General features: G+C 66.1%; 28 protein-coding genes. 9 read left to right on the top strand and 19 right to left on the bottom strand.

The features are described from left to right. Window positions 1-58 precede the first annotated feature (58 nt). The 7 genes from ACSQ3M_RS27775 to acnA all read right to left on the bottom strand — a co-directional run bounded on the left by ACSQ3M_RS27775 (window position 59) and on the right by acnA (window position 8,063). Window positions 59-1,081, bottom strand: coding sequence for a zinc-binding dehydrogenase (locus ACSQ3M_RS27775; protein ID WP_436153313.1), 1,023 nt, complete (start codon window positions 1,079-1,081; stop codon window positions 59-61). An 87-nt stretch (window positions 1,082-1,168) separates the two neighbouring features. After that, entirely contained in the window at window positions 1,169-1,915 is a 747-nt protein-coding gene (locus ACSQ3M_RS27780; RefSeq protein ID WP_436153314.1) for an SDR family oxidoreductase, read from the bottom strand. After that, the gene (locus ACSQ3M_RS27785; protein WP_436153315.1) at window positions 1,912-3,195 is read right to left on the bottom strand and encodes a beta-ketoacyl-ACP synthase; all 1,284 of its coding nucleotides are present in this window, start codon (window positions 3,193-3,195) and stop codon (window positions 1,912-1,914) included. The genes ACSQ3M_RS27780 and ACSQ3M_RS27785 overlap by 4 nt, the downstream gene beginning before the upstream one ends. A gap of 11 nt (window positions 3,196-3,206) precedes the next feature. Continuing rightward, on the bottom strand, window positions 3,207-4,337 hold the full coding sequence (locus tag ACSQ3M_RS27790) for a beta-ketoacyl-ACP synthase (protein WP_436153316.1): 1,131 nt from the start codon (window positions 4,335-4,337) through the stop codon (window positions 3,207-3,209). A 1-nt stretch (window position 4,338) separates the two neighbouring features. Beyond that, the gene (locus ACSQ3M_RS27795; RefSeq protein ID WP_436153317.1) at window positions 4,339-4,800 is read right to left on the bottom strand and encodes a 3-hydroxyacyl-ACP dehydratase FabZ family protein; all 462 of its coding nucleotides are present in this window, start codon (window positions 4,798-4,800) and stop codon (window positions 4,339-4,341) included. 90 nt (window positions 4,801-4,890) lie between these two features. Beyond that, entirely contained in the window at window positions 4,891-5,172 is a 282-nt protein-coding gene (locus tag ACSQ3M_RS27800) for an acyl carrier protein (RefSeq protein WP_057191987.1), read from the bottom strand. Window positions 5,173-5,363: 191 nt separating this feature from the next. Then, window positions 5,364-8,063 carry an aconitate hydratase AcnA gene (gene acnA / locus ACSQ3M_RS27805; protein ID WP_436153318.1) on the bottom strand — a complete coding sequence of 900 codons (2,700 nt, stop codon included), beginning with the start codon at window positions 8,061-8,063 and terminating at the stop codon, window positions 5,364-5,366. Between the two features lie 232 nt (window positions 8,064-8,295). Between acnA and ccmA the strand changes: the two genes are divergently transcribed. Together ccmA and ccmB are read left to right on the top strand one after the other, a co-directional pair. Continuing rightward, the gene (gene ccmA, locus ACSQ3M_RS27810; RefSeq protein WP_436153319.1) at window positions 8,296-8,916 is read left to right on the top strand and encodes a heme ABC exporter ATP-binding protein CcmA; all 621 of its coding nucleotides are present in this window, start codon (window positions 8,296-8,298) and stop codon (window positions 8,914-8,916) included. Then, window positions 8,913-9,578, top strand: a complete 666-nt coding sequence (gene ccmB, locus ACSQ3M_RS27815) for a heme exporter protein CcmB (RefSeq protein WP_436153320.1) — start codon at window positions 8,913-8,915, stop codon at window positions 9,576-9,578. The genes ccmA and ccmB overlap by 4 nt, the downstream gene beginning before the upstream one ends. Before the next feature lie 10 nt (window positions 9,579-9,588). Here the strand turns inward: ccmB and ACSQ3M_RS27820 are convergent, their stop codons facing one another. Beyond that, window positions 9,589-9,810 carry a hypothetical protein gene (locus ACSQ3M_RS27820; RefSeq protein WP_436153321.1) on the bottom strand — a complete coding sequence of 74 codons (222 nt, stop codon included), beginning with the start codon at window positions 9,808-9,810 and terminating at the stop codon, window positions 9,589-9,591. Between the two features lie 204 nt (window positions 9,811-10,014). Between ACSQ3M_RS27820 and ACSQ3M_RS27825 the strand changes: the two genes are divergently transcribed. From ACSQ3M_RS27825 to ACSQ3M_RS27840, 4 genes are all read left to right on the top strand, one after another. Continuing rightward, complete coding sequence (locus ACSQ3M_RS27825) at window positions 10,015-10,257, top strand: hypothetical protein (RefSeq protein ID WP_436153322.1); 243 nt, start codon at window positions 10,015-10,017, stop codon at window positions 10,255-10,257. 109 nt (window positions 10,258-10,366) lie between these two features. Further along, window positions 10,367-11,125: a heme ABC transporter permease gene (locus ACSQ3M_RS27830; RefSeq protein ID WP_436153323.1), complete on the top strand. Its 759-nt coding sequence runs from the start codon at window positions 10,367-10,369 to the stop codon at window positions 11,123-11,125. Next, window positions 11,122-11,295 (top strand): heme exporter protein CcmD, encoded by a 174-nt coding sequence (gene ccmD, locus ACSQ3M_RS27835; RefSeq protein WP_436153324.1) that lies wholly within the window; start codon window positions 11,122-11,124, stop codon window positions 11,293-11,295. Before ACSQ3M_RS27830 ends, ccmD begins: the two co-directional genes overlap by 4 nt. Further along, entirely contained in the window at window positions 11,292-11,885 is a 594-nt protein-coding gene (locus ACSQ3M_RS27840) for a DsbE family thiol:disulfide interchange protein (RefSeq protein WP_436153325.1), read from the top strand. The genes ccmD and ACSQ3M_RS27840 overlap by 4 nt, the downstream gene beginning before the upstream one ends. 99 nt (window positions 11,886-11,984) lie before the next feature. Here the strand turns inward: ACSQ3M_RS27840 and ACSQ3M_RS27845 are convergent, their stop codons facing one another. The 7 genes from ACSQ3M_RS27845 to purC all read right to left on the bottom strand — a co-directional run bounded on the left by ACSQ3M_RS27845 (window position 11,985) and on the right by purC (window position 15,906). After that, window positions 11,985-12,413, bottom strand: coding sequence for a hypothetical protein (locus tag ACSQ3M_RS27845; protein WP_436153326.1), 429 nt, complete (start codon window positions 12,411-12,413; stop codon window positions 11,985-11,987). Beyond that, window positions 12,410-13,105 (bottom strand): phosphoribosylformylglycinamidine synthase subunit PurQ, encoded by a 696-nt coding sequence (gene purQ / locus ACSQ3M_RS27850; RefSeq protein WP_436153327.1) that lies wholly within the window; start codon window positions 13,103-13,105, stop codon window positions 12,410-12,412. Before purQ ends, ACSQ3M_RS27845 begins: the two co-directional genes overlap by 4 nt. 17 nt (window positions 13,106-13,122) lie before the next feature. Next, entirely contained in the window at window positions 13,123-13,707 is a 585-nt protein-coding gene (locus tag ACSQ3M_RS27855; protein WP_436153328.1) for a hypothetical protein, read from the bottom strand. A gap of 29 nt (window positions 13,708-13,736) precedes the next feature. Continuing rightward, window positions 13,737-13,979, bottom strand: a complete 243-nt coding sequence (gene purS / locus ACSQ3M_RS27860) for a phosphoribosylformylglycinamidine synthase subunit PurS (protein WP_436153329.1) — start codon at window positions 13,977-13,979, stop codon at window positions 13,737-13,739. A 53-nt stretch (window positions 13,980-14,032) separates the two neighbouring features. Next, window positions 14,033-14,464 carry an ankyrin repeat domain-containing protein gene (locus ACSQ3M_RS27865; protein WP_436153330.1) on the bottom strand — a complete coding sequence of 144 codons (432 nt, stop codon included), beginning with the start codon at window positions 14,462-14,464 and terminating at the stop codon, window positions 14,033-14,035. Between the two features lie 51 nt (window positions 14,465-14,515). Further along, the gene (locus ACSQ3M_RS27870; protein WP_436153331.1) at window positions 14,516-15,049 is read right to left on the bottom strand and encodes a hypothetical protein; all 534 of its coding nucleotides are present in this window, start codon (window positions 15,047-15,049) and stop codon (window positions 14,516-14,518) included. 62 nt (window positions 15,050-15,111) lie between these two features. After that, window positions 15,112-15,906: a phosphoribosylaminoimidazolesuccinocarboxamide synthase gene (purC, locus tag ACSQ3M_RS27875; protein ID WP_436153332.1), complete on the bottom strand. Its 795-nt coding sequence runs from the start codon at window positions 15,904-15,906 to the stop codon at window positions 15,112-15,114. A gap of 419 nt (window positions 15,907-16,325) precedes the next feature. Here purC and ACSQ3M_RS27880 point away from each other — a divergent pair, with 419 nt between their 5' ends. Continuing rightward, on the top strand, window positions 16,326-16,649 hold the full coding sequence (locus tag ACSQ3M_RS27880; protein WP_436153333.1) for a DUF1476 domain-containing protein: 324 nt from the start codon (window positions 16,326-16,328) through the stop codon (window positions 16,647-16,649). A 144-nt stretch (window positions 16,650-16,793) separates the two neighbouring features. Then, the gene (locus ACSQ3M_RS27885) at window positions 16,794-17,579 is read left to right on the top strand and encodes an HpcH/HpaI aldolase family protein (protein ID WP_436153334.1); all 786 of its coding nucleotides are present in this window, start codon (window positions 16,794-16,796) and stop codon (window positions 17,577-17,579) included. A 16-nt stretch (window positions 17,580-17,595) separates the two neighbouring features. Here the strand turns inward: ACSQ3M_RS27885 and ACSQ3M_RS27890 are convergent, their stop codons facing one another. Next, entirely contained in the window at window positions 17,596-18,237 is a 642-nt protein-coding gene (locus tag ACSQ3M_RS27890; RefSeq protein WP_436153335.1) for a DNA-3-methyladenine glycosylase family protein, read from the bottom strand. A gap of 191 nt (window positions 18,238-18,428) precedes the next feature. Here ACSQ3M_RS27890 and gluQRS point away from each other — a divergent pair, with 191 nt between their 5' ends. Further along, window positions 18,429-19,313, top strand: a complete 885-nt coding sequence (gluQRS, locus tag ACSQ3M_RS27895) for a tRNA glutamyl-Q(34) synthetase GluQRS (protein WP_436153336.1) — start codon at window positions 18,429-18,431, stop codon at window positions 19,311-19,313. 31 nt (window positions 19,314-19,344) lie between these two features. Here gluQRS and ACSQ3M_RS27900 read toward each other — a convergent pair whose 3' ends face one another. The 3 genes from ACSQ3M_RS27900 to ACSQ3M_RS27910 all read right to left on the bottom strand — a co-directional run. Continuing rightward, a complete protein-coding gene (locus ACSQ3M_RS27900; protein ID WP_436153337.1) occupies window positions 19,345-20,262 on the bottom strand; it encodes an AEC family transporter in 918 nt (305 codons plus the stop codon). 24 nt (window positions 20,263-20,286) lie between these two features. Beyond that, window positions 20,287-22,320, bottom strand: a complete 2,034-nt coding sequence (locus ACSQ3M_RS27905) for a M23 family metallopeptidase (RefSeq protein ID WP_436153338.1) — start codon at window positions 22,318-22,320, stop codon at window positions 20,287-20,289. A 94-nt stretch (window positions 22,321-22,414) separates the two neighbouring features. Next, window positions 22,415-22,621 (bottom strand): hypothetical protein (locus tag ACSQ3M_RS27910; protein WP_436153339.1); only part of this gene is annotated, 207 nt, incomplete at its 5' end.

A 22,621-nucleotide genomic window follows, 5' to 3' on the forward strand; every position in this document is an offset into this window, starting at 1 on the left:
GCGCGACTTGCGGGATTGTGGCCGGCGCGTCAAGTCGCGCCGGCTTATCGAAGCTGGCTCAGAGCGTGACGATGACCTTGCCGAAGACCTTGCGGCCCTCGATCCGCGCGAGACCCTGCTCGAATTCGGCGAGCGGGAAGACCGCATCGATCACCGGCTTCATGCCGGCGGCCATCTTTTCCAGCGACTGGGCGATGTTCTCCATCCGGCAGCCGAAGGAGCCGGTGATCCGGTATTGCTGCTGGAAGAGCTGCATCAGGTTGATCGTCGCCGAGGGGCCGGAGGTGGCGCCGCAGGTGACGAGGCGGCCGCCGCGCTTCAGGCAGAGCAGCGAGCCGTTCCAGGTGTCGGCGCCGACATGTTCGAAGACGACGTCGACGCCCTTGCGCTTGGTCAGGCGCCGAACCTCGCCCTCGAACCGCTCGGTCTTGTAGTTGACGACGAAATCGGCGCCGAGCTTCTTGGCCTTCGCGCCCTTCTCGTCATCACCGACCGTTGTGTAGACGGTGCAGCCGATCGCCTTGGCCATCTTGATCGCGGCCGTGCCGATACCGGAGCCGCCGGCATGGACCAGGATCGATTCGCCGGGTTCGAGCTTGGCGTTGTCGAACAGCATGTGCTGGACCGTGCCGAAGCCGATCGGGGCGCAGGCAGCCTCTTCGAAGGAGACGCCCTTCGGCGCCTTGATCACCAGGCGCTCGGGCCGGTTGATCAGCTCGCGGGCGAAGCCGTCGATGTGGAAGCCCATGATGCCGGCGACGTTCTCGCAGAGATTGTCCCGGCCTTCGCGGCAGGCCTTGCACTGGCCGCAGGTCTCGGCGCCGTACATGGTCACCGTGTCGCCCTCGCGGAAGCGCGAGACACCCTCGCCGACCGCGACGATCTCGCCCGCCGCCTCGACGCCGGCGGCCTGCGGCATCTTGCGCTTGGCGAAGGCCATGCCGCGGAAGCCCCAGAGATCGAGATAATTCAGGCCGACGGCGCGCACGCGGATCTGGACCTCACCGGCCGCTGGTGGTGGCGGCGGCTCGATCTGTTCGAGGCGGAGATCGCGGTCGCCATGAAGCTGGAGCGAGAGCATCGGATGTTCGAGCCTTTCAGAACTGGCCTCGGCAGTACCGGCAAAGGCCAAATCTGTCGATGTTTCACGTGAAGCGGAGGAACGGGCCTAGCGGTGCACGCCCATCTGCGCGGTCAGGCCGCCATCGATCGGCAGGACTGTGCCGGTGATGTAGGCGGCCGGAGGGCTCATCAGGAAGGCCGCGAGGCCGGCGACCTCCTCCGGCTTGGCGAAGCGGCCGGCCGGGATCTGGCTTTCCATCTTGTCGCGATAGGCGGCGTAGGGCGCCATCATGTCGGTGTCGACGAAGCCCGGCGCGATCACGTTGACGGTGACGCCGCGCTTGCCGGTCTCGACCGCGAGCGTCTTGGCATAAGAGATCAGCGCGCCCTTGGAGGCGGCATAGGCGGCGTTGCCGGGGTTGCCCCGTAGCGCCGCGACCGAGCCGATCGCGACGATACGGCCGGCCTTGGCGCGGATCATGCCGCGCATCAGGCTCTTGGCGAGGCGGGTGAAGGCCCAGAAATTGACCTGCATCGCCGCCTCGGCCTTGTCCTGCACCAGCATGGCCGCCAGCGAGTCGTAGGGTTGGCCGGCATTGTGGACGAAGCCGAAATAGGCTTCGCCCTCGCATTGCTCGCAGAAGGCGTCGAGCGCCGCTTTGTCGGAAAGGTCGAGCGAAAGGGCACGGATGGAGCGACCGGGCTCGGTCGCCGCGATCTCGGCGGCGAGCGCCTGCGCCTGCTCGCCCGAGGAGCGATAGGTGAAGTCGATATCATGGCCGGATGCGGCCAGAGCGCGCACGATCGCGGCGCCGACGCCCTTGGCCCCGCCGGTGACGAGAACCCGGCTCATGCTGCTTTCGGCCCGGCCGTCAGCACGAGACAGGTGTTCTGGCCGCCGAAGCCGAAGGAGTTCGACAGCACGGTGCGCACCTTGGCGTCACGGGCCTGGTTTGGGACGACATCGATCGCGATCGCCGGGTCGGGCTGGCTGTAGTTGATCGTCGGCGGGATGCGGCCATTGGCGATCGTCATGAGCGAGATCACCGCCTCGACCGCGCCGGCGGCGGTCAACGTATGGCCGAGCATCGACTTGTTCGACGAGATCGGGAGCTTGGCCATGCGCTCGCCGAAGACTGCGGAGCAGCTCATCGCCTCCATCTTGTCGTTCTCCGGCGTCGAGGTGCCGTGCGCGTTGATGTAGTCGACGTCATCCGGGGTCAGGCCGGCATCGGCCAGAGCGTCCTGCATGGCGAGGATCGCCGGCTTGCCGTCCGGGCTCGATCGGGTGCGGTGGAAGCCGTCGCCACGCTCGCCGCAGCCGGCGACGATACCGAGAATGGTCGCGCCGCGTGCCAGCGCGTGGTCGTAGTCTTCCAGCACCAGCGCGCCGGCACCCTCGCCCATGACGAAGCCGTCGCGGTTCTTCGAGAACGGTTTGGCGGAGGCTTCCGGCGGGTCGTTCTGGGTCGAAAGGGCGGATAGCAGCGAGAAGCGGATCAGCGCCTCGGCATGGACCGAGCCGTCGGTGCCGATGCAGAGCGCAGCTTCAGTCTCGCCTCTTCTGATCGCCTCGACGCCCATCTGGATCGCAGTCGCGCCCGACGAGCAGGCGGTCGAAAGCGAGATCGGCGAGCCCTTGGTGCCGAATTTCTCGGCAATGTGCTCGGCGACACCACCGAACAGGAAGAGCTCGTGCATCGCCTGGTGCTTGTGGCCGGCGGCGACGCGCAGCAGCGCGTCGTAGTCGGTTTCGCCCTCGATGGCCTGCGCCAGTTCCTGCTTCTGGGGCCATTCCATCTCGACCGGCGGCACCGCCATGAAGAGTTCGCCGGGAAAATCACCGGACTCGCCGAGGCCGCTCTGCGCGACGGCTTCGTCTGCGGCGAGCGTGGCGAGTTTCTCGGAGAGTTCAGGCGCTGCGAACGACCCGTCGAACAGGAAGTCGACCGTCGCGGCGATGGTGGTGCGCAGGCCCTCTGTCGGGAAGCGCTCGATGCGGTGAATGCCGGAACGCCCGGCGGTCAGCGCTTCCCAGTTGGCGTCTTTGCCCTGCCCGAGCGAGGTGACGATACCGAGGCCGGTGACGGCAACGATCGGTCGGCCCTGGCTATCGCGATGGTTTGCACCCATGACGCCTCTCCTTAAGCCTTGACCAACCGGGCGGCGCCTTCGCCACGCCAGTGCGCCGCGCCGGTGACGATCGCCTCTTTTGCCGCGCCGGTCGAAAGCGCAGCTGCAGCGAGCGCGACCGAAAGCGGGAAAGCGGCTTCGATGGAATGGCCGACGAGATCGCCGGCGGCGACACGGCGCGCCTGGGGGACAGCCTTGGCGATCGCGGCTGCCTCTTCGTCGGTGATGCCGGCGCAGCCGGTCGCGGCCGAGATCGCGAGCGCGTCGGGCGCGACCGGGCCGAAGCCGGCGAGCAACTCATCGAGCGCCTTGGCGACCGAGCCGGGCTGGCGACGGCTGCGATGAGCGCTGGCATGGCTCAGCCGGGCATGGACCCTGGCGCCACGCGCCGCGGCGCGCTCAGCCGATTCGAGCACGAGGAAGGCGCCAGCGCTGCCGGTGATCATGCCGGGCACATCGGTTCGCCCGAAAACGGGCGCGAAGTCCGCGGCGCGCAGGAAGCCGCCGAGCTCGAAGAGCAGCAGCATGTCGCGGCGCTCGGCATTGTAGGCGCCGCCGACGAGGATGAGATCGGCCTGGCCGGCCGCGATGCGGGCCTGGGCGGTGCGGATGGCGTCGACGCCGGCCTGCTCCTCGCCCATCAGCGTGCGCGAGGCGCCGGTGATGCCGTGGACGATCCCGATATTGCCGGCGAGCAGGTTGGACAGCTGGGCCAAAAACAGCGTCGGCCTGAGATCGCTCATCAGCCGTTCGTTGAGGAAAGCGCCCGGCTGGTTCGCATTGCGCAGGCCAGCCAGCACGGCGGCGTCGACAGCGTGGTCGCGTTCGCCCCCGCCGGCGGCGACGATGACCTGAAGCTCGCTCTTGGCCTCGGCGTCGTCCTTGAGGCCAGCGTCATCGAGCGCGAGACCAGCGGAATAGACGCCGAGGCGCTGCCAGGGCTCCATCTGGCGCTGGTCCGACTTTTTCGGGATCTGCCGGTCGAGCTCGAGCGGTTTCAGCGGGTGCAGCGGGTAGGGCGCGAAGCTCTTGATATCGACGGTCGGCGCTGCGTTGGTCGCAAGCGCCAGCGCATGGGCCTCGACACCCTCGCCAAGACTGGAGGCGAGGCCGATGCCGGTGATGACGACGTCGCGGACCATGTCAGGCTGCCTCCGGGGAGAGGCCGATGGCTTTGAGCCGGGCCTGCATCAGGACGTGCATATCGGCGGGGAACGGCATCAGGCGGAAGCGCAGCTCGGCATCGCAGATCGGCTTGCCGGCGATCGCAATCTTTGCCTTTGTCGCAGCGTAACCGGAGCCCTCATGGACGAGCTCGGCGCTGACGTCGAGCACCGCGTTGGGCTCGACGAAGGTGCGGAAGCGTGCCTTGTCGACCATCATCAGGAACGGCATCTGCGTCAGGCGGTTCAGCCCGAGCAGCAGATAGCCGGAGGCCTGGGCCATGGTTTCGGTGAGCAGCACGCCGGGAACGAGTGGATGGCCGGGGAAGTGGCCTTCGAAGACCGGGCTCTCGGCCGGCACGGTCGAGCGGGTGAGGATCCGCTTGCTCGCCCGATCGAAGCTCTCGACCTGGTCGATCATCTCGAAATATTCAAGGCGCATGCGGCTCCAACCCGTCTCGCCGCAATCGGGGCCTTGCCCCGCCTGCGGCGCTTCAACGTCCAGCGGCGGCCCTTGCGGGCCGGAGCTTGTTCAGGCGGCCTTGGCGGCGACGAGGTCGTCGATGCGCTTGCACAGGTTCTCGAGCACGAAATACTGCTCGGCCGGCGCCTTGCCCTCGTTGACCTCTTGGGTCCACTGCTCCAGCGGCAGCTTGATGCCGAAGGCCTTGTCGATCGCGAAGGCGATGTCGAGGAAGGCGAGGGAGTCGATGCCGAGATCTTCGATCGCGTGGCTTTGGGGCGTGATCTTCTCGCGAGGAATGTCGCAAGTCTCCGAAATGATGCCGGCGACCGTCTCGAACGTGGCGGACATGCAGGTGCTCCGTCGTGGATGATGATGGCGGATGGCGTCCGGGCGCGTTCGCCCCGCGCCTGCCCCACGCCCCCGCCGAGGATGGCTGTGACCGCCCCCTTACACCTGCGTGCAAGATTGGACAACCGTCGGGACCAAAGACAGACGCCCGGCTTGCGGCCGGGCGTCCCGATAGTATCGGCGTCGAGCCTTTACGCAGCGATGCCGCGCAGCACGTAGTGCAAGATGCCGGCGTTCTTGAAGTAGTCGAGCTCGTCCAGCGTATCGATACGGCAGAGGATCGGCACCTTCTTCACCGTGCCGTCGGCATAGGTGATCTCGGCTTCGAGCGTCTGGCGCGGCTTGACGGTGGCGAGACCCTTGATCGTCACGCTCTCGTCGCCCTTGAGGTCGAGCGAGGCCCAGCTGGTGCCTTCCTGCAGGGTGAAGGGCACCACGCCCATGCCGACCAGGTTCGAACGGTGGATGCGCTCGAAGCTCTGGGCGATCACGGCCTTGACGCCGAGCAGGTTGGTGCCCTTGGCCGCCCAATCGCGCGAGGAACCGTTGCCGTATTCGACGCCGGCGAAGACCACCAGCGGCACTTTCTCGGCCTGGTAGCGCATTGCCGCATCGTAGATCGGCAGCTCTTCCTTGCTGGGATAGTGGATGGTGTAGCCGCCCTCGCGCCCGTTCGGCCCCATCATGTGGTTGCGGATGCGGATATTGGCGAAAGTGCCGCGCATCATCACCTCATGATTGCCGCGGCGCGTGCCGTACTGGTTGAAGTCGGCAACCGCGACGCCATGCTCGCTCAGGTAATGGCCGGCAGGCGAAGCCGCCTTGATCGATCCGGCTGGCGAGATGTGGTCGGTGGTGATCTTGTCGCCGAACAGGCCGAGCACGCGGGCGCCGACGATATCGGTGACCGGTGACGGGGTCTTGCTGATGCCCTGGAAATAGGGCGGGTTCTGCACATAGGTCGAGGCGTCCTCCCAGGCATAGGTCTGGCTCGACGGGGTCTTGACCGCCTGCCAGTGCTCGTCGCCCTTGAAGACGTCGGCGTATTTCGCCTCGAAGATGGCGCGGGTGACGTTCTGCTGGATGAAGCTCTGGATCTCCTTGTTGGAGGGCCAGATGTCCTTGAGGTAGACCGGCTTGCCGTCCGAACCGGTGCCGAGCGGCTCGCTCGTCAGGTCCATCTGAACCGAACCGGCCAGCGCGTAGGCGACGACGAGCGGCGGCGATGCCAGATAGTTCGCCTGCACGTCAGGGGAGACGCGGCCCTCGAAATTGCGGTTGCCGGAGATGACGGCGCCGGCGATCAGGCCCTGCTCGTTGATCGCCTTCGAGATCGGTGCCGGCAGCGGGCCGGAATTGCCGATGCAGGTGGTGCAGCCGAAGCCGACCAGGTTGAAGCCGAGCGTGTCGAGATCGGCCTGCAGGCCGGCTTTCGCCAGATATTCGGCGACGACCTGCGAGCCGGGGGCCAGCGAGGTCTTGACCCAGGGCTTGACCTTGAGGCCCTTGGCGACCGCGTTGCGGGCGAGCAGGCCCGCCGCCATCAGCACCGAGGGATTGGAGGTGTTGGTGCAGGAGGTGATGGCGGCGATGACGACGTCGCCATGGCCGAGATCGAAGGACTGGCCCTCGACGGGCACGCGGCGCGAGATCTCGGCCGCCTTCTTGTAGTCGGTCTCCATCGCCGCGGCGAAGCCCTTGGCGACGGCCCCGAGATCGACGCGGCCTTCGGGGCGCTTCGGACCGGCCATCGAGGGCTGCACGGTCGAAAGGTCGAGTTCGAGCGTGTCGGTGAAGACCGGATCGGCCATCTCGACCGTGGCGAACAATCCTTGAGCCTTCGAATAGGCCTCGACCAGCGCGATGCGCTCGGGCGAGCGGCCCGTCGTGGTGAGATAGTCCAGCGTCTCGCCATCGACCGGGAAGAAGCCGCAGGTCGCGCCGTATTCCGGGCCCATATTGGCGATGGTGGCGCGGTCGGCGAGCGTCAGGTTGTAGAGGCCGGGGCCGAAGAACTCGACGAACTTGCCGACGACGCCCTTCTTGCGCAGCATCTGGGTGACGGTCAGCACGAGGTCGGTGGCGGTGATGCCTTCCTTCAGCGAGCCGGTCAGCTTGAAGCCGATCACCTCGGGCAGCAGCATCGACTGCGGCTGGCCGAGCATGGCAGCCTCGGCCTCGATGCCGCCGACGCCCCAGCCGAGGACTGCGAGGCCATTGACCATGGTGGTATGCGAATCGGTGCCGACGACGGTGTCGGGATAGGCGACCTCGACCTCGACGCCGTCGATGGTCTCCTTACGGGTCCAGACGGTCTGGGCGAGGTATTCGAGGTTGACCTGGTGGCAGATGCCGGTGCCGGGCGGAACGACGCGGAAATTGTCGAAGGCGCCCTGGCCCCATTTCAGGAAGCGGTAGCGCTCGCCATTGCGCTCATATTCGAGCTCGACATTCTGCGAGAGCGCCTTGGGCGTCCCGAATTCGTCGACGATGACGGAATGGTCGATGACGAGGTCGACCGGGACGAGCGGGTTGATCTTGGCGGGGTCGCCGCCGAGCGCGACGACGCCGTCACGCATCGCGGCGAGATCGACGACGGCCGGGACACCGGTGAAATCCTGCATCAGCACGCGCGCGGGGCGGAAGCCGATCTCCTTGCCGGCGGTGCCCTTGTCGGTCAGCCAGGCGACGAAGCCTTCGATGTCGGCCTTGTAGACCGAGCGGCCATCCTCAAAGCGAAGCAGGTTCTCGAGCAGCACCTTCATCGAGAAAGGCAGCTTCGAGATGCCGGTCAGGCCGTTCCGCTCAGCGAGCGGCAGCGAGTAATATTCATAGGTCTTGTCGCCGACTGTCAGCGTCTGGCGGCATTTGAAAGAGTCGAGCGAAGCCATGCGGGCTATCCTGATCAAGGGGTTGCGGTCGCGAGCCGGACCGTCCTTGCGGATGAATCCGGTCGAAGGCCTATTGCGCATGACGCGCTCGCCGCCCCGGGAGTGCCCGAGCCCCGCGCCGGATCGGCGTGCGGCGTAGCCACGGGTTCTATAGATCAATTCCAAGAAGGCCGCTACAGGCTCGATATGCGTTGGGCGAGACGGTAATGACCTCCGGGATGACAGGTTCGCCGTGACGCAAATCCGATACCAGACATTCGCCTTGACGGCCGAGGGGCTCGTTTGCCGCCGTGGCGGCCGCGCGATCTTCGAGGGCGTAGGCTTTCGCCTGGCGAGTGGCGAGGCGATCGCGCTGACCGGCCGCAATGGCGCCGGCAAGTCGAGCCTGATCGCGATGCTGTGCGGGCGTTTGCGACCCGAGGGCGGGGCTATCAGGCTCGATGGCCTTGACGACATGCCGCTGGCGGAAGTGGCCCATCTGGTCGGCCATCGCGACGGGCTCAAGGTTGCGCTGACGGCGACCGAGAATCTGCGTTTCGCGCAGGACCTGCTCGGCACGCCGGGTCTGAACCCAACCGAGGCGCTCGCCACAGTTGGGCTGCCGCATGTCGGGGCCCTGCCGGTCGGCTATCTCTCCGCCGGCCAGCGCCGGCGTGTGGCGCTGGCGCGGCTCCTGGTGGCGTCGCGGCCGATATGGCTGCTCGACGAGCCTTTTGCCGCGCTCGACACCGGCTCGCAGGCGATGCTGTCCGGGTTGATGGAGGTGCATCTGGCAGCGGGAGGAGCAATTCTTGCTGCAACCCACGGACCGCTCGGCCTCGATGGCGCGCGCGAACTCAGGATCGGGCCGTGAGCCGCGCCTTCCTCGCCATCCTGAAGCGCGACCTCGCGCTGGCGGTGCGGGCCGGCGGCGGCAGTGAGCTCGCGCTTACCTTCTTCCTTACCGTCGTCATCCTGATCCCGTTTGCGCTCGGGCCCGATCTCAACCTGTTGTCGCGGATCGGCCCGGCGATCCTCTGGCTCGGGGCGCTGTTGGCGACGCTGATCGGACTCGACCGGCTGTTCCAGGCGGACGAGGAAGACGGCTCGCTCGACTTGATCCGGGGCGGGCCGCTGCCGCTGGAGCTCGCCGTGTTCGCCAAGGCGCTGGCGCACTGGCTGACGACCGGCCTGCCGCTGACCCTGGCCGCGCCCCTCTTCGGGCTGCTCGTCGCCCTGCCGGCAGAGGGTGTGCTGCCGCTGGCGGCGAGCCTGGCGCTCGGCACGCCAGCGTTGAGCTTCATTGGCGCGGCAGCGGCTGCGCTGACCGCGAGCCTGCGTCGTGGTGGATTGATCCTGCCGATCCTGGTCGCGCCACTCACCGTGCCGGTGCTGATCTTCGGCGTCTCGGCCTCAGGCGCAGCAAGCGGGCCGATGTCACTGCAGAGCCCGCTGCTCATCCTCGCCGCATTGTCGCTTATGGCAGCGGCTGTAGGCTGTGTCGCGGCGGCGACCGCGCTACGCCAGCCCGACTGACGATTCAGATCTAGGATAGCTCGCGGCTGTCGAGTTCCAGCGCGCAGCCGGATTTGGATGCGAGATGGGCGACGATGGCAGCGATATCCTCGAGCGCGACATTGTCGTCGATGAAGCGGAGCTGGACCTCTTCGGCCACGCCGAAGACATTGACGACACGCGATTCACCGACCTTCGAGCGCAGAGTCGTTTCGATATCGCGTCGCATGGGATCGGATAGCGTGATGAACATGGCAATCCCTCCTGCAGCGAGTGTTAGACCCAGTTCGCGGGAGAGGCAAATCAAAAAATGAGTAATTTCAATTAGTTAGTAAGTTGCAGCGTAGACGCCTGAATCGCATGACGCTAAGGTGCCGCCGGCATCGCTGCCACTTGCGAATGAGCAGTTTGTGCTCATATAGTCACTTACTCATTCTCAGCGCGATGGGGGCGCGCCATGTCGGACCTGGAACGCGGCGAACGTCTGCAGATCATGCTGAGCGCGGAGGAGCTTCGCGCCGTCGAGGATTGGCGCTTCGACAAGCGCATGCCGAGCCGCGCTGCGGCCGTGCGTGAACTGCTCAGGCGCGGTCTGAGTGCCGAGGGTTTCAACGTCGCTGTCGACGGCGCCCGTTCAGGCAGCTTCAGCGTTCTCGACAAGGACGGACATGGAGCGGCAGGCGCGCCCGAAAAGGATTAGCGCCGTCCGGGCCGCATCGTCGCAGGGCTTCGAGGTCGATTGTGAGCCGGGCCGGCGATTGCTACATGCTCTCTCGTCGAAATTAAGAGCAGAACCGGCCACCACCTCCATGGCGAGCCTTACCGAACTGGCCAATCCGGCGCGCTTCATGCGCCTGTCTAGCGCGCTGCTGCCCTGGTTTGCGGGCGCGGCAGCGATTCTGCTCGCCACCGGCTTCTATCTCGTCTGGTTCGTCGCGCCGGCCGATTACCAGCAGGGCGAGACGATCAAGATCATGTACATCCATGTGCCGGCCGCCTGGCTGGCGCTGATGTTCTATTCGATGATGGCGCTCTCGGCGCTGGGCGTCCTAGTCTGGCGCCATCCGCTGGCCGATGTCGCCCAGCAGGCCGCCGCGCCGATCGGTGCCTGCTTCGCGCTGATCTGCCTGCTGACCGGCTCGTTCTGGGGCAAGCCGATGTGGGGCACCTACTGGGTCTGGGATGCGCGCCTGACCTCGATGCTGGTGCTGTTCCTGCTCTATCTCGGCGTCATCGCGCTGCGCCGCGCTATCGACGAGCCGTCACGCGCCGGCCGTGCCGTCGCGATCCTGACGTTGGTCGGCTGCGTCAACATCCCGATCATCAAGTTCTCGGTCGATTGGTGGAGCACCTTGCACCAGCCGGCCTCGGTGCTCCGGCTCGGTGGCTCGACCATCCACGCCTCGATGCTCTGGCCGCTGCTGATCACCGCGCTCGGCTTCACACTGCTGGCGCTAGCGCTTCATTTCGCTGCGATGCAGGCCGAAATCCTGCGCCGGCGGGTTCGCACGCTGACGATCTTCGAGGCCGAGCGGCTCGACCGGCTGTCCTTGCAGGCAGCGCAATGATGGACGCACTCGGACCCCATACGGGCTTCATCCTTGCCGCCTATCTGGCGGCAGCGGTGATTCTTTCCGGCCTCGCGGCAGCCATCCTGCTCGACCGGCGCGCGCAGAGGCGGGCCTTGGCAGCGCTCGAAGAGCGCGGTGCCGGTCGCCGCGGCGGCAGCACGTCATGAGCGAGGCTGCAACCTCACCCCCGCGGCGCTCGCCCTGGCTCTATGCGATACCGCTGCTGATTTTCGCGGCGTTGGCCGCAGTGTTTGCCAAGGGGTTGTTCTCCGGCGACGCCAGCAAGGTACCCTCGGCCCTGATCGGTAAGCCGGCGCCGGCGATCACATTGCCTCCGCTCGAAGGGCTGCAGCGCGACGGCCAACCCGTGCCGACCTTCGACATGGCAGGCCTCGCCAAGGGCAAGGCGACGATCGTCAATGTCTTCGCGAGCTGGTGCGCGCCCTGCCGGGTCGAGCATCCCTTCCTCGTCGCCATGGCAGATTCAGCTGCGGTGAAGCAGGGCAAGGTTGCGCTGGTCGGCTTCAACTACAAGGACGAGGCCGAGAATGCCCGCCGCTTCCTCGGCGCGCTCGGCAATCCCTATTCGGCGGTCGGGGTCGATCGCAACGGCCGGGCCGCGATCGAATGGGGCGTCTACGGCGTGCCGGAGACCTTCCTGATCGGGCCGGACGGGCGCATCCTGGAGAAGCATGTCGGCCCGCTCGACGGCACGGCGGCGTCGCGATTGCTGGCGCGGGCGCAGAAGGGTAGCTGAACCCGTCCAGAGCGTTTCCCAAATTGCGGAAACGCTCTGGTTCTTTGTTTTATCGCATTTTCTTCATGCGAACTGGCGTCCACTTCGCTTGAAAATGCTCTACTGCAGCGGCGGGCCGAAGCGCAGGCTGCGCCAGGTCGCGAGCACGGCATCGAGCAGACTCGGCTCATCGAAATAGCCGGCGATGTGGATCTGCCCGCCGTCACGGGCGCAGGCAAAGCCGTAGAAGGCGGGCTGGCGTTCGTCTTCCGCCGCTTCATTGAGGCGGTAAGCGAAACGGATGAAGTCGGTCTCGCGCTCCTCGATCAGATCGAAAGCGGCAGAGGCGTGGATTTCCCGCCATTCGGCAAGTGCATCATCCGGATCGCCGCCATCGTAAGCGTTGAGCCAGAAGGTCAGACCACGCGGGCTATGCCAGAAGACCAGCGAGCCATCCTCGACGCGGCGGGCCATCGGAAACGGCAGCACGAGACTCCAGTCCGGGACGAGTGGCTGGCGGCCCTCGACGAGCGGGGGCGCCTCGCTCACGCGGCCTTTTTCCCGCCGACCAGACTTTCGAACATGCCGCGCCCGTCGGTGCCGCCGACGAGGCCGTCGATCAGGTTTTCCGGATGCGGCATCAGGCCAAGCACGTTGCGGCTGGCTGAGTAGATGCCAGCGATGCCGCCCAGCGAGCCGTTCGGATTGGCCTCAGCCGTCACCTTGCCGTCTGCGTCGCAGTAACGAAACGCGACCAGTCCCTCACCTTCGAGCCGGGCGAGCGTTTCGGGATCGCAGATATAGTTGCCCTCGCCATGGGCGATGCAGACATCGATCACCTGCCCCTTGGCATAGGCCGAGGTGAAGGCGGTGTCGTTGCGCTCGACCTTGAGGTGCTGGCGCTTGCAGACGAATTTCAGATCGGCGTTGCGGGCGAGCACACCTGGCAGCAAACCGGCCTCGCAGGCGATCTGGAAGCCGTTGCAGATGCCGAGTACGAGGCCGCCGCGCGCCGCATGCGCCCGTGTCGCGTCCATGATGTGGGCGCGGCCGGCGATGGCGCCGCAGCGCAGGTAGTCGCCATAGGAGAAGCCGCCCGGCAGGACGACGAGATCGGTCCCAGCCGGCAGCTCGTAATCGCTATGCCAGACGTGGTCGACGGTCGCGCCGGCCTGGCGCAGCGCCTTGGCGACGTCGCCATCGCGGTTCGAGCCGGGGAAGGTAATGACGGCGGCGCGCATGGGATGCCCCTTTCCTATCAACGGCTGGCGGTACGGCGCGGACCGCCATCGACGATCTCGACCGCTCTGAGGAACTCGTCGAGATGGCGGCCGGTGGCCGCCTCGTTCTGCGAGATCGACAGGATGTTGAATGCGAGCGAGCCGGCGAAAACCGAGGTCGCCCGGCCGAATTCCGTCTTGCCGTCGCGCTGCTTTGTGTAAGCGAAGCTGAAGGAGGGGAAGCCCTTGGTCGTTCCGGTCCGCGGCGCAGCCGTGATGGTTGCGCCCTCTTGTGCCGCCTTGTCGGCTACACCCTGCGCCAGATTGAGCAGCGCCTGCGGATCGGGCTTGCGGGTCGGGCTGTTGAGACGCGCGTAGATCACGACCGAAGGAGCGGGACATGCCAGTGGCCGGCAGACGAAGGCGGTGCGTGCCGCGCTCAGCGTGTCGATGCCGCGGCTCTGCCACTTCTCGCGATCGAAATTCTGGAGGCGCAGCCGAGTCTCGCCAGCTCTGATCGGGGTCTCAAACTCCCCTTCAGCCAAGCGTTTCGGCTTGGTGGCAGTCGTCTGGCAGGCACCCAGGGTGAGCGCGAGCAGGGCGGCAAGGCCGATCTTGATCATGGTCGGTGGTTTCTCGCTAAGGCAGACGGTCAGCCGACCAGCTCGACGCGATAATTCTCGATCACAGTGTTGGCGAGCAGTTTCTCGCAGGCGGCCTTGAGGGCGGCCTCGGCGACGGCCTTGTTGGCGCCGTCGAGCTCGATGTCGAAGACCTTGCCCTGGCGCACCGAGCCGACACCGTCGATGCCGAGCGATTTCAGCGCACCCTCGATCGCCTTGCCCTGCGGGTCGAGCACGCCGGTCTTGAGGGTGACGGTGACGCGGGCTTTCATCGTGATCTCCAGGCGGGATTATTCGGGTGCCTTAGCGGTGAATCGATGCCGGCTCAACCATTCTTCGCCGAGCCGGCGGCGGCAGAGCTGATAAGCAGCTCTTGCAGGTAGTCGAGGACGGGAGCTGCCGGGGCGCCTCCCATCTTCGCGTGCGTGATGAGCGGAATGCCGTGGGGACCGCCTGCGTGCACAGCGGTCGGCACCGCAGAGAGATAGGTGCGGACCAGATCGAGATGCCCGAGCATCGCCGCAGCGAAGATGTCCATTCGCGCGCCCCGCGCGAGAAGGAAATCGGCGATATCCCGGCGCCCGGTATGGGCGGCCGCGCCGAGCCCGGACTCCCAGTCGCCGCCGCCCCAATCCCAGGCCGCATTCACGAGAGTCGGATGGTCGGCGATGAGCGCCTCGACCCTGTCGAGCTTGCCGTGCGCGCTGCGGACGAAATCTTTGACCAGTTCCGGATCGAGAGGTGGCGCATCTGCCATCGGGTTCTCCTGCTTCGATCGATTGGCTCGAGGCTGACGGCTATGTCCGAATCAGCGGCTCGCCCAGGTGGCGCGGGCGAAATCCTGGGCGGCTTGCGAGTCATCCGTCACAGCGATCGCCATGGCGAGCGTATTGTCCTTGCGGGCGTAGAGGATCGCGGTCGAGGCCAGGCGGCCGCCTTCCTTGGCGCGGATCTCGACGAGGATGCCATCGGTGCCCTCCTGCTTGAAGCGGGAGACGGTGGTCGTGCTCGCCGGCTTGTCGGCCTGCTTTGCCTTCGGGCGCTTCGAGAATTCGCGTGCCAACCGGGCCGGATTGAGGGCGAGCGTCTTTGCCATGTCAGCGGCTTCGCGGCCTTCGAAGCTCAGCAGCGCGGCGACGCCTGGACGCTGGCAGTCCTGCGGCGTGCAAAAAACTATCGCCTTCGGATTGATGCCGTCGTTCACCACCCAGTTCTGGATCGGCAACGGCTCCCAACCGCGGCCGGCGGCGAGCTGGACCAGGCCGGGGCCGAAATGGTCGGCGCAACCGGCGATCAGCAGAACTCCCAGCGCGAGCGCGCCGAAACGCAAACGGGAGCGCAAGCGCCCCCGTCCGACAATCAGAGTCTCGGTAGCCGCGGCGGTCACTGCACCAGGCGCGGCAATTATTGCACCAGCCGGGGGCCTGCCGGGCCCGGCTTTTCGTTTTCGCCGAGGATGCCGAGGCGGCGCGCCACCTCGGTATAGGCCTCGATCAGCCCGCCCAGGTCGCGGCGGAAACGATCCTTGTCCATCTTGTCCTTCGACCGGATGTCCCAGAGCCGGCAGCAATCGGGGCTGATCTCATCGGCGACGACAATACGCATCATCTCGCCTTCCCAGAGCCGGCCGCACTCAATCTTGAAGTCGACGAGACGGATGCCGGCACCGAGGAAGAGACCGGAGAGGAAGTCGTTGACACGGATGGCGAGCGCCATGATGTCGTCGATCTCCTGCGGCGTCGCCCAGCCGAAGGCGGTGATGTGCTCTTCAGAGACCATCGGGTCGCCCAGCGCATCGTTCTTGTAGTAGAATTCGATGATCGAGCGCGGCAGCTGCGTGCCTTCCTCGATGCCGAGCTTGGTCGAAAGCGAGCCGGCCGCGACATTGCGGACCACGACCTCGAGCGGAATGATCTCGACCTCGCGAATCAGCTGCTCGCGCATGTTGAGCCGGCGGATGAAATGCGTGGGCACGCCGATATCGTTCAGGTTGCTGAAGATGTGCTCGGAGATGCGGTTGGTCAGAACGCCCTTGCCGTCGATCACTTCATGCTTCTTGGCATTGAAGGCGGTCGCGTCGTCCTTGAAATGCTGGATCAGCGTTCCGGGCTCCGGTCCCTCATAGAGGACCTTCGCCTTGCCTTCGTAGATGCGACGGCGGCGGTTCATCGGGATATACCGTGGCTTGAGGAAATCCAAAGGGTCGGCCTCTCTCTGGTCGCGGTTGCCCGCGGCGGGATCATGGCCCTTTTCAGCACGCTCTCGCGCAATCTCGTTGCTCTGTCGAGTTCGATCCTGGCGCGCCGGTCCGGCTGGTTCATGCGGGCCTTGCTCCTAAGAACTGGCCACACTCGCGCTATATGGGCCTTTCATGCTGCAAACGCAACAAAGCGCCGGAGGCGAGGTCGCGGCGCCCGTTTCGACCGCGTTGGATCAGCTTGCACCGCAAGCTGATCGGAAAAACGGTCTCTGAACTCAAAGTGAGAGGCGGATTCGCCGATCAGATTGGTTCAATCTGATCGGATCCGGCTCTAGCCCGCACCGCCATCACGTTGCTATATGGCGAGGCTGATATCGCGCCGCAGCAAGATTGCCGCTCCGAAGAGGATAAGAACCAGATGACCACCTTCGACCAGCGCAAGGACGCCTACGAGAACAAGTTCGCGCATGACGAGGAGCTGCGCTTCAAGGCGACGGCCCGGCGCAACAAGCTGCTCGGCCTGTGGGCCGCGGAGAAGCTCGGCAAAAGCGGCGCCGATGCCGATGCCTATGCCAAGTCGGTCGTGCTCGCCGATTTCGAGGAGGCCGGCGACGACGACGTGCTGCGCAAGGTCAAGGCCGATTTCGCCGCAGGCAGCGTCACGGTCGCCGACGACGAGATCCGTCGGACCATGACTGAATTGCTGATCAAGGCCGCTGACGAGATCCAGTCCGGCCGCTGAGGAACGCTCGGGCGCAAGGCGGCCTTCATCGCATTGCGCCCTTGAGCATGGCGCATGCCGCAGCGTTTGCCTTTCACCGCCGGTTCGGTTCAGGGTCGGTGGACCCGCCAGTGGTGAAGAGCGGGCAACCGGATGAATGCGCTCATGACCGCCGCCAAGCCGACCGTGCTGTCCTCGCTCGCTGATCGCCTCGCCAAGGGCGAGACGCTGCTTTCCGCCTGGTGCGGGCTGCCCGATCCGAGCATCGCCGCGATCCTGGCGCAGGAAGGCTTCGATGCGGTCACGCTCGACATGCAGCATGGCCCGATCACGCTGGCGGAGGTCATCCGGGCGATCCCGCTGATCAACGCTGCCGGCAAGCCGGCGATCGCGCGCATTCCGGTCGGCGAGTTCCAGAACGTCTCGAAGCTGTTCGATTCCGGCGCCTCCGGCGTGATCGCGCCGATGATCAACACGATCGAGGATGCGCGCCGCCTTGCGGCCTATGCCAAGTACCCGCCGCTCGGCGAGCGCAGCTGGGGCAGCTATGGCGGCCTCGGCGCTTCCGGCCTCGATCAGAACAGCTATCTCACGCAGGCCAACGACTTCTCGCTGACCTTCGCGATGATCGAGACCCGCGAGGCGATGGCGATCGTCGATGACATCCTCGCCATCGACGGGATCGATGCGCTCTTCGTCGGCCCGTCCGATCTCTCGATCGCGCTGTCGGGCGGCGCCTCCATCAACGCCTCGGCCAAGGAGGTCGACGACGCGCTGCGCCATATCGTGGCGCGGGCGAATGCGGTGAAAAAGCCGGTCGCCTTCTACGCCGCGACGGCTGAGCGAGCCAAGGAAGGCGTTGCACTGGGCGCACGGCTGGTCACCGTGATGAGCGATACCGGCCTGCTGCGTGCGGCGAGCCAGGCGGCGCTCAAGGTGATCAAGGGCTGATTCCAGGGGCTTTGCTCTACGCGTTGATGCCTTCGCGCGATTTCAGCGCGGCATAATAGGCCCAGAGCAGGCGCGCGGCGACGCCGCGCCACGGGCGCCATGCCTCCGCCAGTTCGGCCAGCTCGGCAGGTTTTGGCCGCGTCGGCAGATTGAAGGCGACCTTCGCCGCCTCCTGGACCGCGAGGTCGCCGGCGGCGAAGCCGTCGCGATGGCCGAGGCAGAACAGCAGATAGACATCCGCGGTCCATGGGCCAATTCCCGAGACCGCGGTCATGTGTTCGTGGACGAATTCTGGTGTCGCCGCCTCGAGGCCGGCGAGATCAAGCCGGCTCTCCGCGATCGCTGCGGCGACAGCGCGCAGCGTCTTCTGCTTCGGCCGAGACAGGCCCGAAAGCCGCATCTCCTCATCACTGGCAGCGAGGACGCGTTCCGGCGTCAAGGGGCTGAGCACGCTTTCGACCCGGGTCCAGACGGCGCGCGCGCTCGCCACCGAGAGCTGCTGCGAAACGATGATCGAGGCGAGGCTCAAGAAACCGCTCTCGCGGCGGCGCAAAGGCGGGATTCCGGTGCGGGCGATGATCTGTTCCCAGATGGGGTCGAGAGCGACGAGGACCGCCATGCCCTCTTCGAGATCGGCTGTGCTGGAGATTGTCGTCATGCTGGTCCGGTCTAGAGCATTTCCGGCGAACGGAAGTTCGCCTCCAAGGCTCTATCTCCTTGTTTCACGCAATTCCGGACGCAAAACCGCTACGCACTTTTGCTGGAATTGCTCTATCGCCGATCTCGGTTCCGGCTTGTGTCAGGAGGCCGGACTTGGCGAGGCTCGCGGCGAACCATAGACAGGAGGAGATGGCATCGTCTTCCCCTGTCTTCCGGTTTGCGCCGAGCCCGAACGGGCGGCTGCACCTCGGCCATGCCTATTCGGCCCTGGCCAATGAGCGGCTGGCGGCGCGCTTTGGTGGCGAGCTCCTGCTTAGGATCGAGGATATCGACCGCGCCCGCTGCCGGCCTGAATTCGAGCAGGGCATCCATGACGACCTCGCCTGGCTCGGAGTATCGTTCTTGCCCGAGGTGCGGCGGCAATCCGAGCATTTCGATGATTACCGCCGGGCGCTGGATCGGCTCGATGCGATGGGACTGGTCTATCCGTGCTTCTGCTCGCGCCAGGAGGTGAAGGACGCGGTCAAGCGGCGCGAGGCCGAGGCCGGAACGCCCTGGCCGCGCGACCCCGACGGTGCGCCGCTCTATCCGGGGATGTGCCGCCTCCTGAGCGATGCGGAAGCGCAGCGGCGCGTTGAGGCCGGCGAACCACATGTGCTGCGGCTCGCCATGGACCTGGCCCTGGCGCGAACGGCGGGCGAAGCACTCACCTACCGCCTCTTCGACGACAATGGAGAGGAGCGCGAGGTCGCGGTCGATCCGGCGCGCTGGGGCGATGTCGTGCTGGCGCGCAAGGATGTGCCGACGAGCTATCACCTCTCGGTGGTCACCGACGACGCGCTGCAAAGCGTCAGCCATGTCGTCCGAGGTGAGGACCTCGAAGCTGCGACAGATATCCATGTCTTGCTGCAGCGCCTGCTCGGCTTGGCGACGCCGCGCTATCATTTCCACGCGCTCCTGCTGGATGAGGGCGGTCAGAAGCTTGCAAAGAGCAGGTTGTCGCAAAGCCTCGCCGATCTGCGGGCGCAGGGGATGACGCCGGAGGCGATTCGAAGGCAGCTCGGTTTCACGTGAATCGTTGCCGACCGGGCGAGGGCCAGTTCGCTCAGCCGACGCCCAGAAAGGTCAGCCAGCCGATCGTGGTGAAGAGCGAGAGCGCGGTCGAGAGCGCGATTGCGCTGGACGCGTCGGCGACGCCCTGCTTGTAGCGCTCGGCGAAGAGATAGGCGTTGATCCCGCAAGGGCAGGCGGCGAAGAGCACGGCGACGCCCGCCCAGGCCGGGGGCATGGCGAAGACCTTCGTCGCGAGCAGGAAGACGATCAGCGGGTGCAGCACGAGCTTGAGGAAGCTCAGTACCGCCGGCAGGCCGATGCCGGAGGCGAGGCCGTAGCGCCTCAGCGCAATGCCGAGGCTGATCAGCGCGCAGGGAACGGCTGCGCCCGCGATCAGGTCGACGATCGACCAGAGTGGCGTTGGAATCAGGGCGACGAACGGGCGCGCTGCGCTGCCAAGCAGGATGCCGACGACGATCGGGTGGGTGAACAGCCGTTTGAGCAACAGGAGCGGCGACGTGCCCCGGCCTTCAGCGAGGAGGGTCGCAGCCGTCATCGTCACCGGCAGATGCACTGCGAGCAACAGGCCGAGCGGGACCGCGCCGGCTTCGCCATAGGCCTTCAGGATCATCGGCACGCCGACAAAGACGGTGTTCGACTGCGCCGCGGCAAAGCCCGAGACGACGAGTTCGGGGCCTTTGCGGGCGAACAGCTGTCGCGCCACGAGCTGAGCGATGACCCAGACGATCGCGAGGCCGGTGAAATAGGAGACCCAGTAGCCCCAGGGCTGGTCCGGCGGGATCGTGGCTGTCGCCAACGTCTTGAACAGCAGGCAGGGGACGGCGAGGACGAAGACGAAGTCGGAGAGACCCTCGCCGGTGGTTTCGCGCAGCAGCTTCACCCAGCGCGCAGCATAGCCGATCGCGATCAGGCCGAAGACGGGCAGAACGATGAGCAGCGAGGAGAGCATCTGGCCTGTAACGGGGGTGGAATGTCAGCGCAATTGCGCGGTTTGGCCTCCGGCCCTTTCGATCAGGCCCTGGACCTCGTCGCGCTGGCGCTTGAATTCGACGAGCGCCTTGCCGTCGAGCTCGCGGCCGCGCGGCACCTTGATCTTCATCGGGTTGACGAAATTGCCGTTGACCATGACCTCGTAGTGCAGATGCGGGCCGGTCGAGAGGCCGGTATTACCGAGGAAGCCGATGACCTGGCCCTGGCGGACCTTGACGCCGGGCGCGATGCCCTTGGCGAAAGCCGATTGGTGTGAATAGGCCGTGACGTAGCCGTTTGCGTGCTGGATCTCGATGCGGCGGCCATAGCCGGAATCCCATTCCGCCTTGATGACGGTGCCATTGCCGGCGGCGAGGATCGGCGTGCCGATCTTGTTGGCCCAGTCGACGCCGGTGTGCATCTTCGAATAGCGCATGATCGGGTGATAGCGCATGCCGAAGCCTGAGCGCATTTCGGCGTCCGTGATTGGCTTGCGCAGCAGGAACTTCTTCAGCGACCGGCCTTCAGGGTCGAAATAGTCGATCAGCCCGTCCTCGGGCGCCTGATAGCGGAAGACCTGCCTGGTCTCGCCGCCGATGGTGAGCGTGGCTGAGAGGATCTCGGCGCGCTCGCCCTCGTCCTCGTCGGTGAAGATGACCTCGAGATTGTCGCCACCGCGCACGCGCTGCTGGAAATCGAGGTCGTAGGAGAAGATGCGCACGAGCTCGTCGATCAGCGGACGCGGCAGGTCATGGCGCAGTCCGGTCTCATAGAGGCTCTCATAGAGGCGAGCGCCCGTGCCGCCGCCTTCGTCTTCATCCTCTTCGTCTTCCTCCGAATTGGCCTGCGACTTCGGCTGCGGGCCGATCGTCTCGGTCCTCGGCAAGGCCACGGGGACGAAGAGGCCCTTGTCGTTGACCGCGATCACTGCCGAGGGGCGCCCGTTCTCAAGCAAGGCGAGGCGGACGATCTGGCGCGGCTCGCCCGGGCGCGAGCCGGGCGCAAATAGCGCCTGCACGACCTGGCCCTCCGGCAGGGCAGCGACCTTCACCCGCCCATCGAACGCTTTCATCATCGAGACGATCTGGTCGCGGTTGGCGCCGGCATTGCGCACGACTGTCTCGAAGTTCTCGCCACGGCGGGTGATCAGCAGCTTCTCCTCGACCAGCGGCTCGCGCGAAGCGGCGATCGGGGTCTTCGGCGCGTTCGTGACGTTCTCCGGGACGACGCGGACCTCGATGCCTGAGAACGAAGTGTCGGTCGCGGGCGCATAGGAGAGCAGGTTGCCGGCACCTGGAACCTGGCTGCCTTGAGCAAGGGTACGGCTCAGCATCAGCTGCGGCGGGATCGGCAGGGCGGCCCGCCGGTCGGCCGCGGCGAGATTGGCGCGCTCCTCTTCCATCTGATTGATCACATCGGCATCGGTCAGGTTGGCCTTGCCCGGCGTGACCGGCAGATCGGCGAGATCGCGCTTGGTGATCGAGACGTCCGCATCCGGCATCTCGGTGACCGGCTCGGCATAGCGTTCGCTGCCGGGGGCTCCCTCGGCGAAGAGCCGCAGCGGATTGAAAGGCGGGATGTTGGTGGCGTAGACGCCGCTGGTCAGCGACAGGTTGGTCGAGAGCCTGACGAACGGGCGGACCCGGATGACTTCACGGTCGCCGATACGCTGGGACATCGGTGCACGCAGCGTGTGCCGTGCGGAGGCGATCGGCTGCTCGGCGACGAGCTTGTCGCCCTTGCGAGCGCCACCGCCGACCGAGGTGGTCTGACGCAGAGTGATCGGTTCGGGGCGCTCGGCGAAACTGGTGTCGCCGCGCACCGCGACGAGAATGGCGCCGCCGAGCAATGCTGCTCCGCAGGAGCCGACCAATAGGCAGGCGGCAAGCCAACGCAGCGAGACACCGCGGCGATCCATGCCGGCTGGCGCGGAGCCGGCCGGTGTGATCGGCGGCTCGATCCCGAGATCCACGAGCAGCGCCGCCGCTTCCGGCGTCAGCGGCTCATGCGGCGCTCTCAGATCCGGAGGGGCGTTCATCGGGCGTCTGGCGAATCCATTGAAGCGCCCGACGGGCGCCGGGTTCGATGCCGTGAATGAGCATGGACCCTATATAGAGAAGAGCATGCCCTCGTCACGCACTGGAATCAATCTCGGGGTCGATCCCGACAGGGGCCAGCACGCAGACCCTGCCGCTGTGAGAAAGAATTGCGGCTGTTTGCGGGCGAGAGCGTTGCGAGGGTGATACGGGCGCTGCGCCGAGGCGTCCAAACGGCGAAAAACCCGCAGAAATCGCGAGCCGGATAAAAAAGCGCGCCCCTGTCGAAAAAACGTCATCTCC

The sequence above is a fragment of the Allobosea sp. LjRoot90 genome, assembly GCF_964254315.1.
GTDB lineage: Bacteria > Pseudomonadota > Alphaproteobacteria > Rhizobiales > Beijerinckiaceae > Allobosea.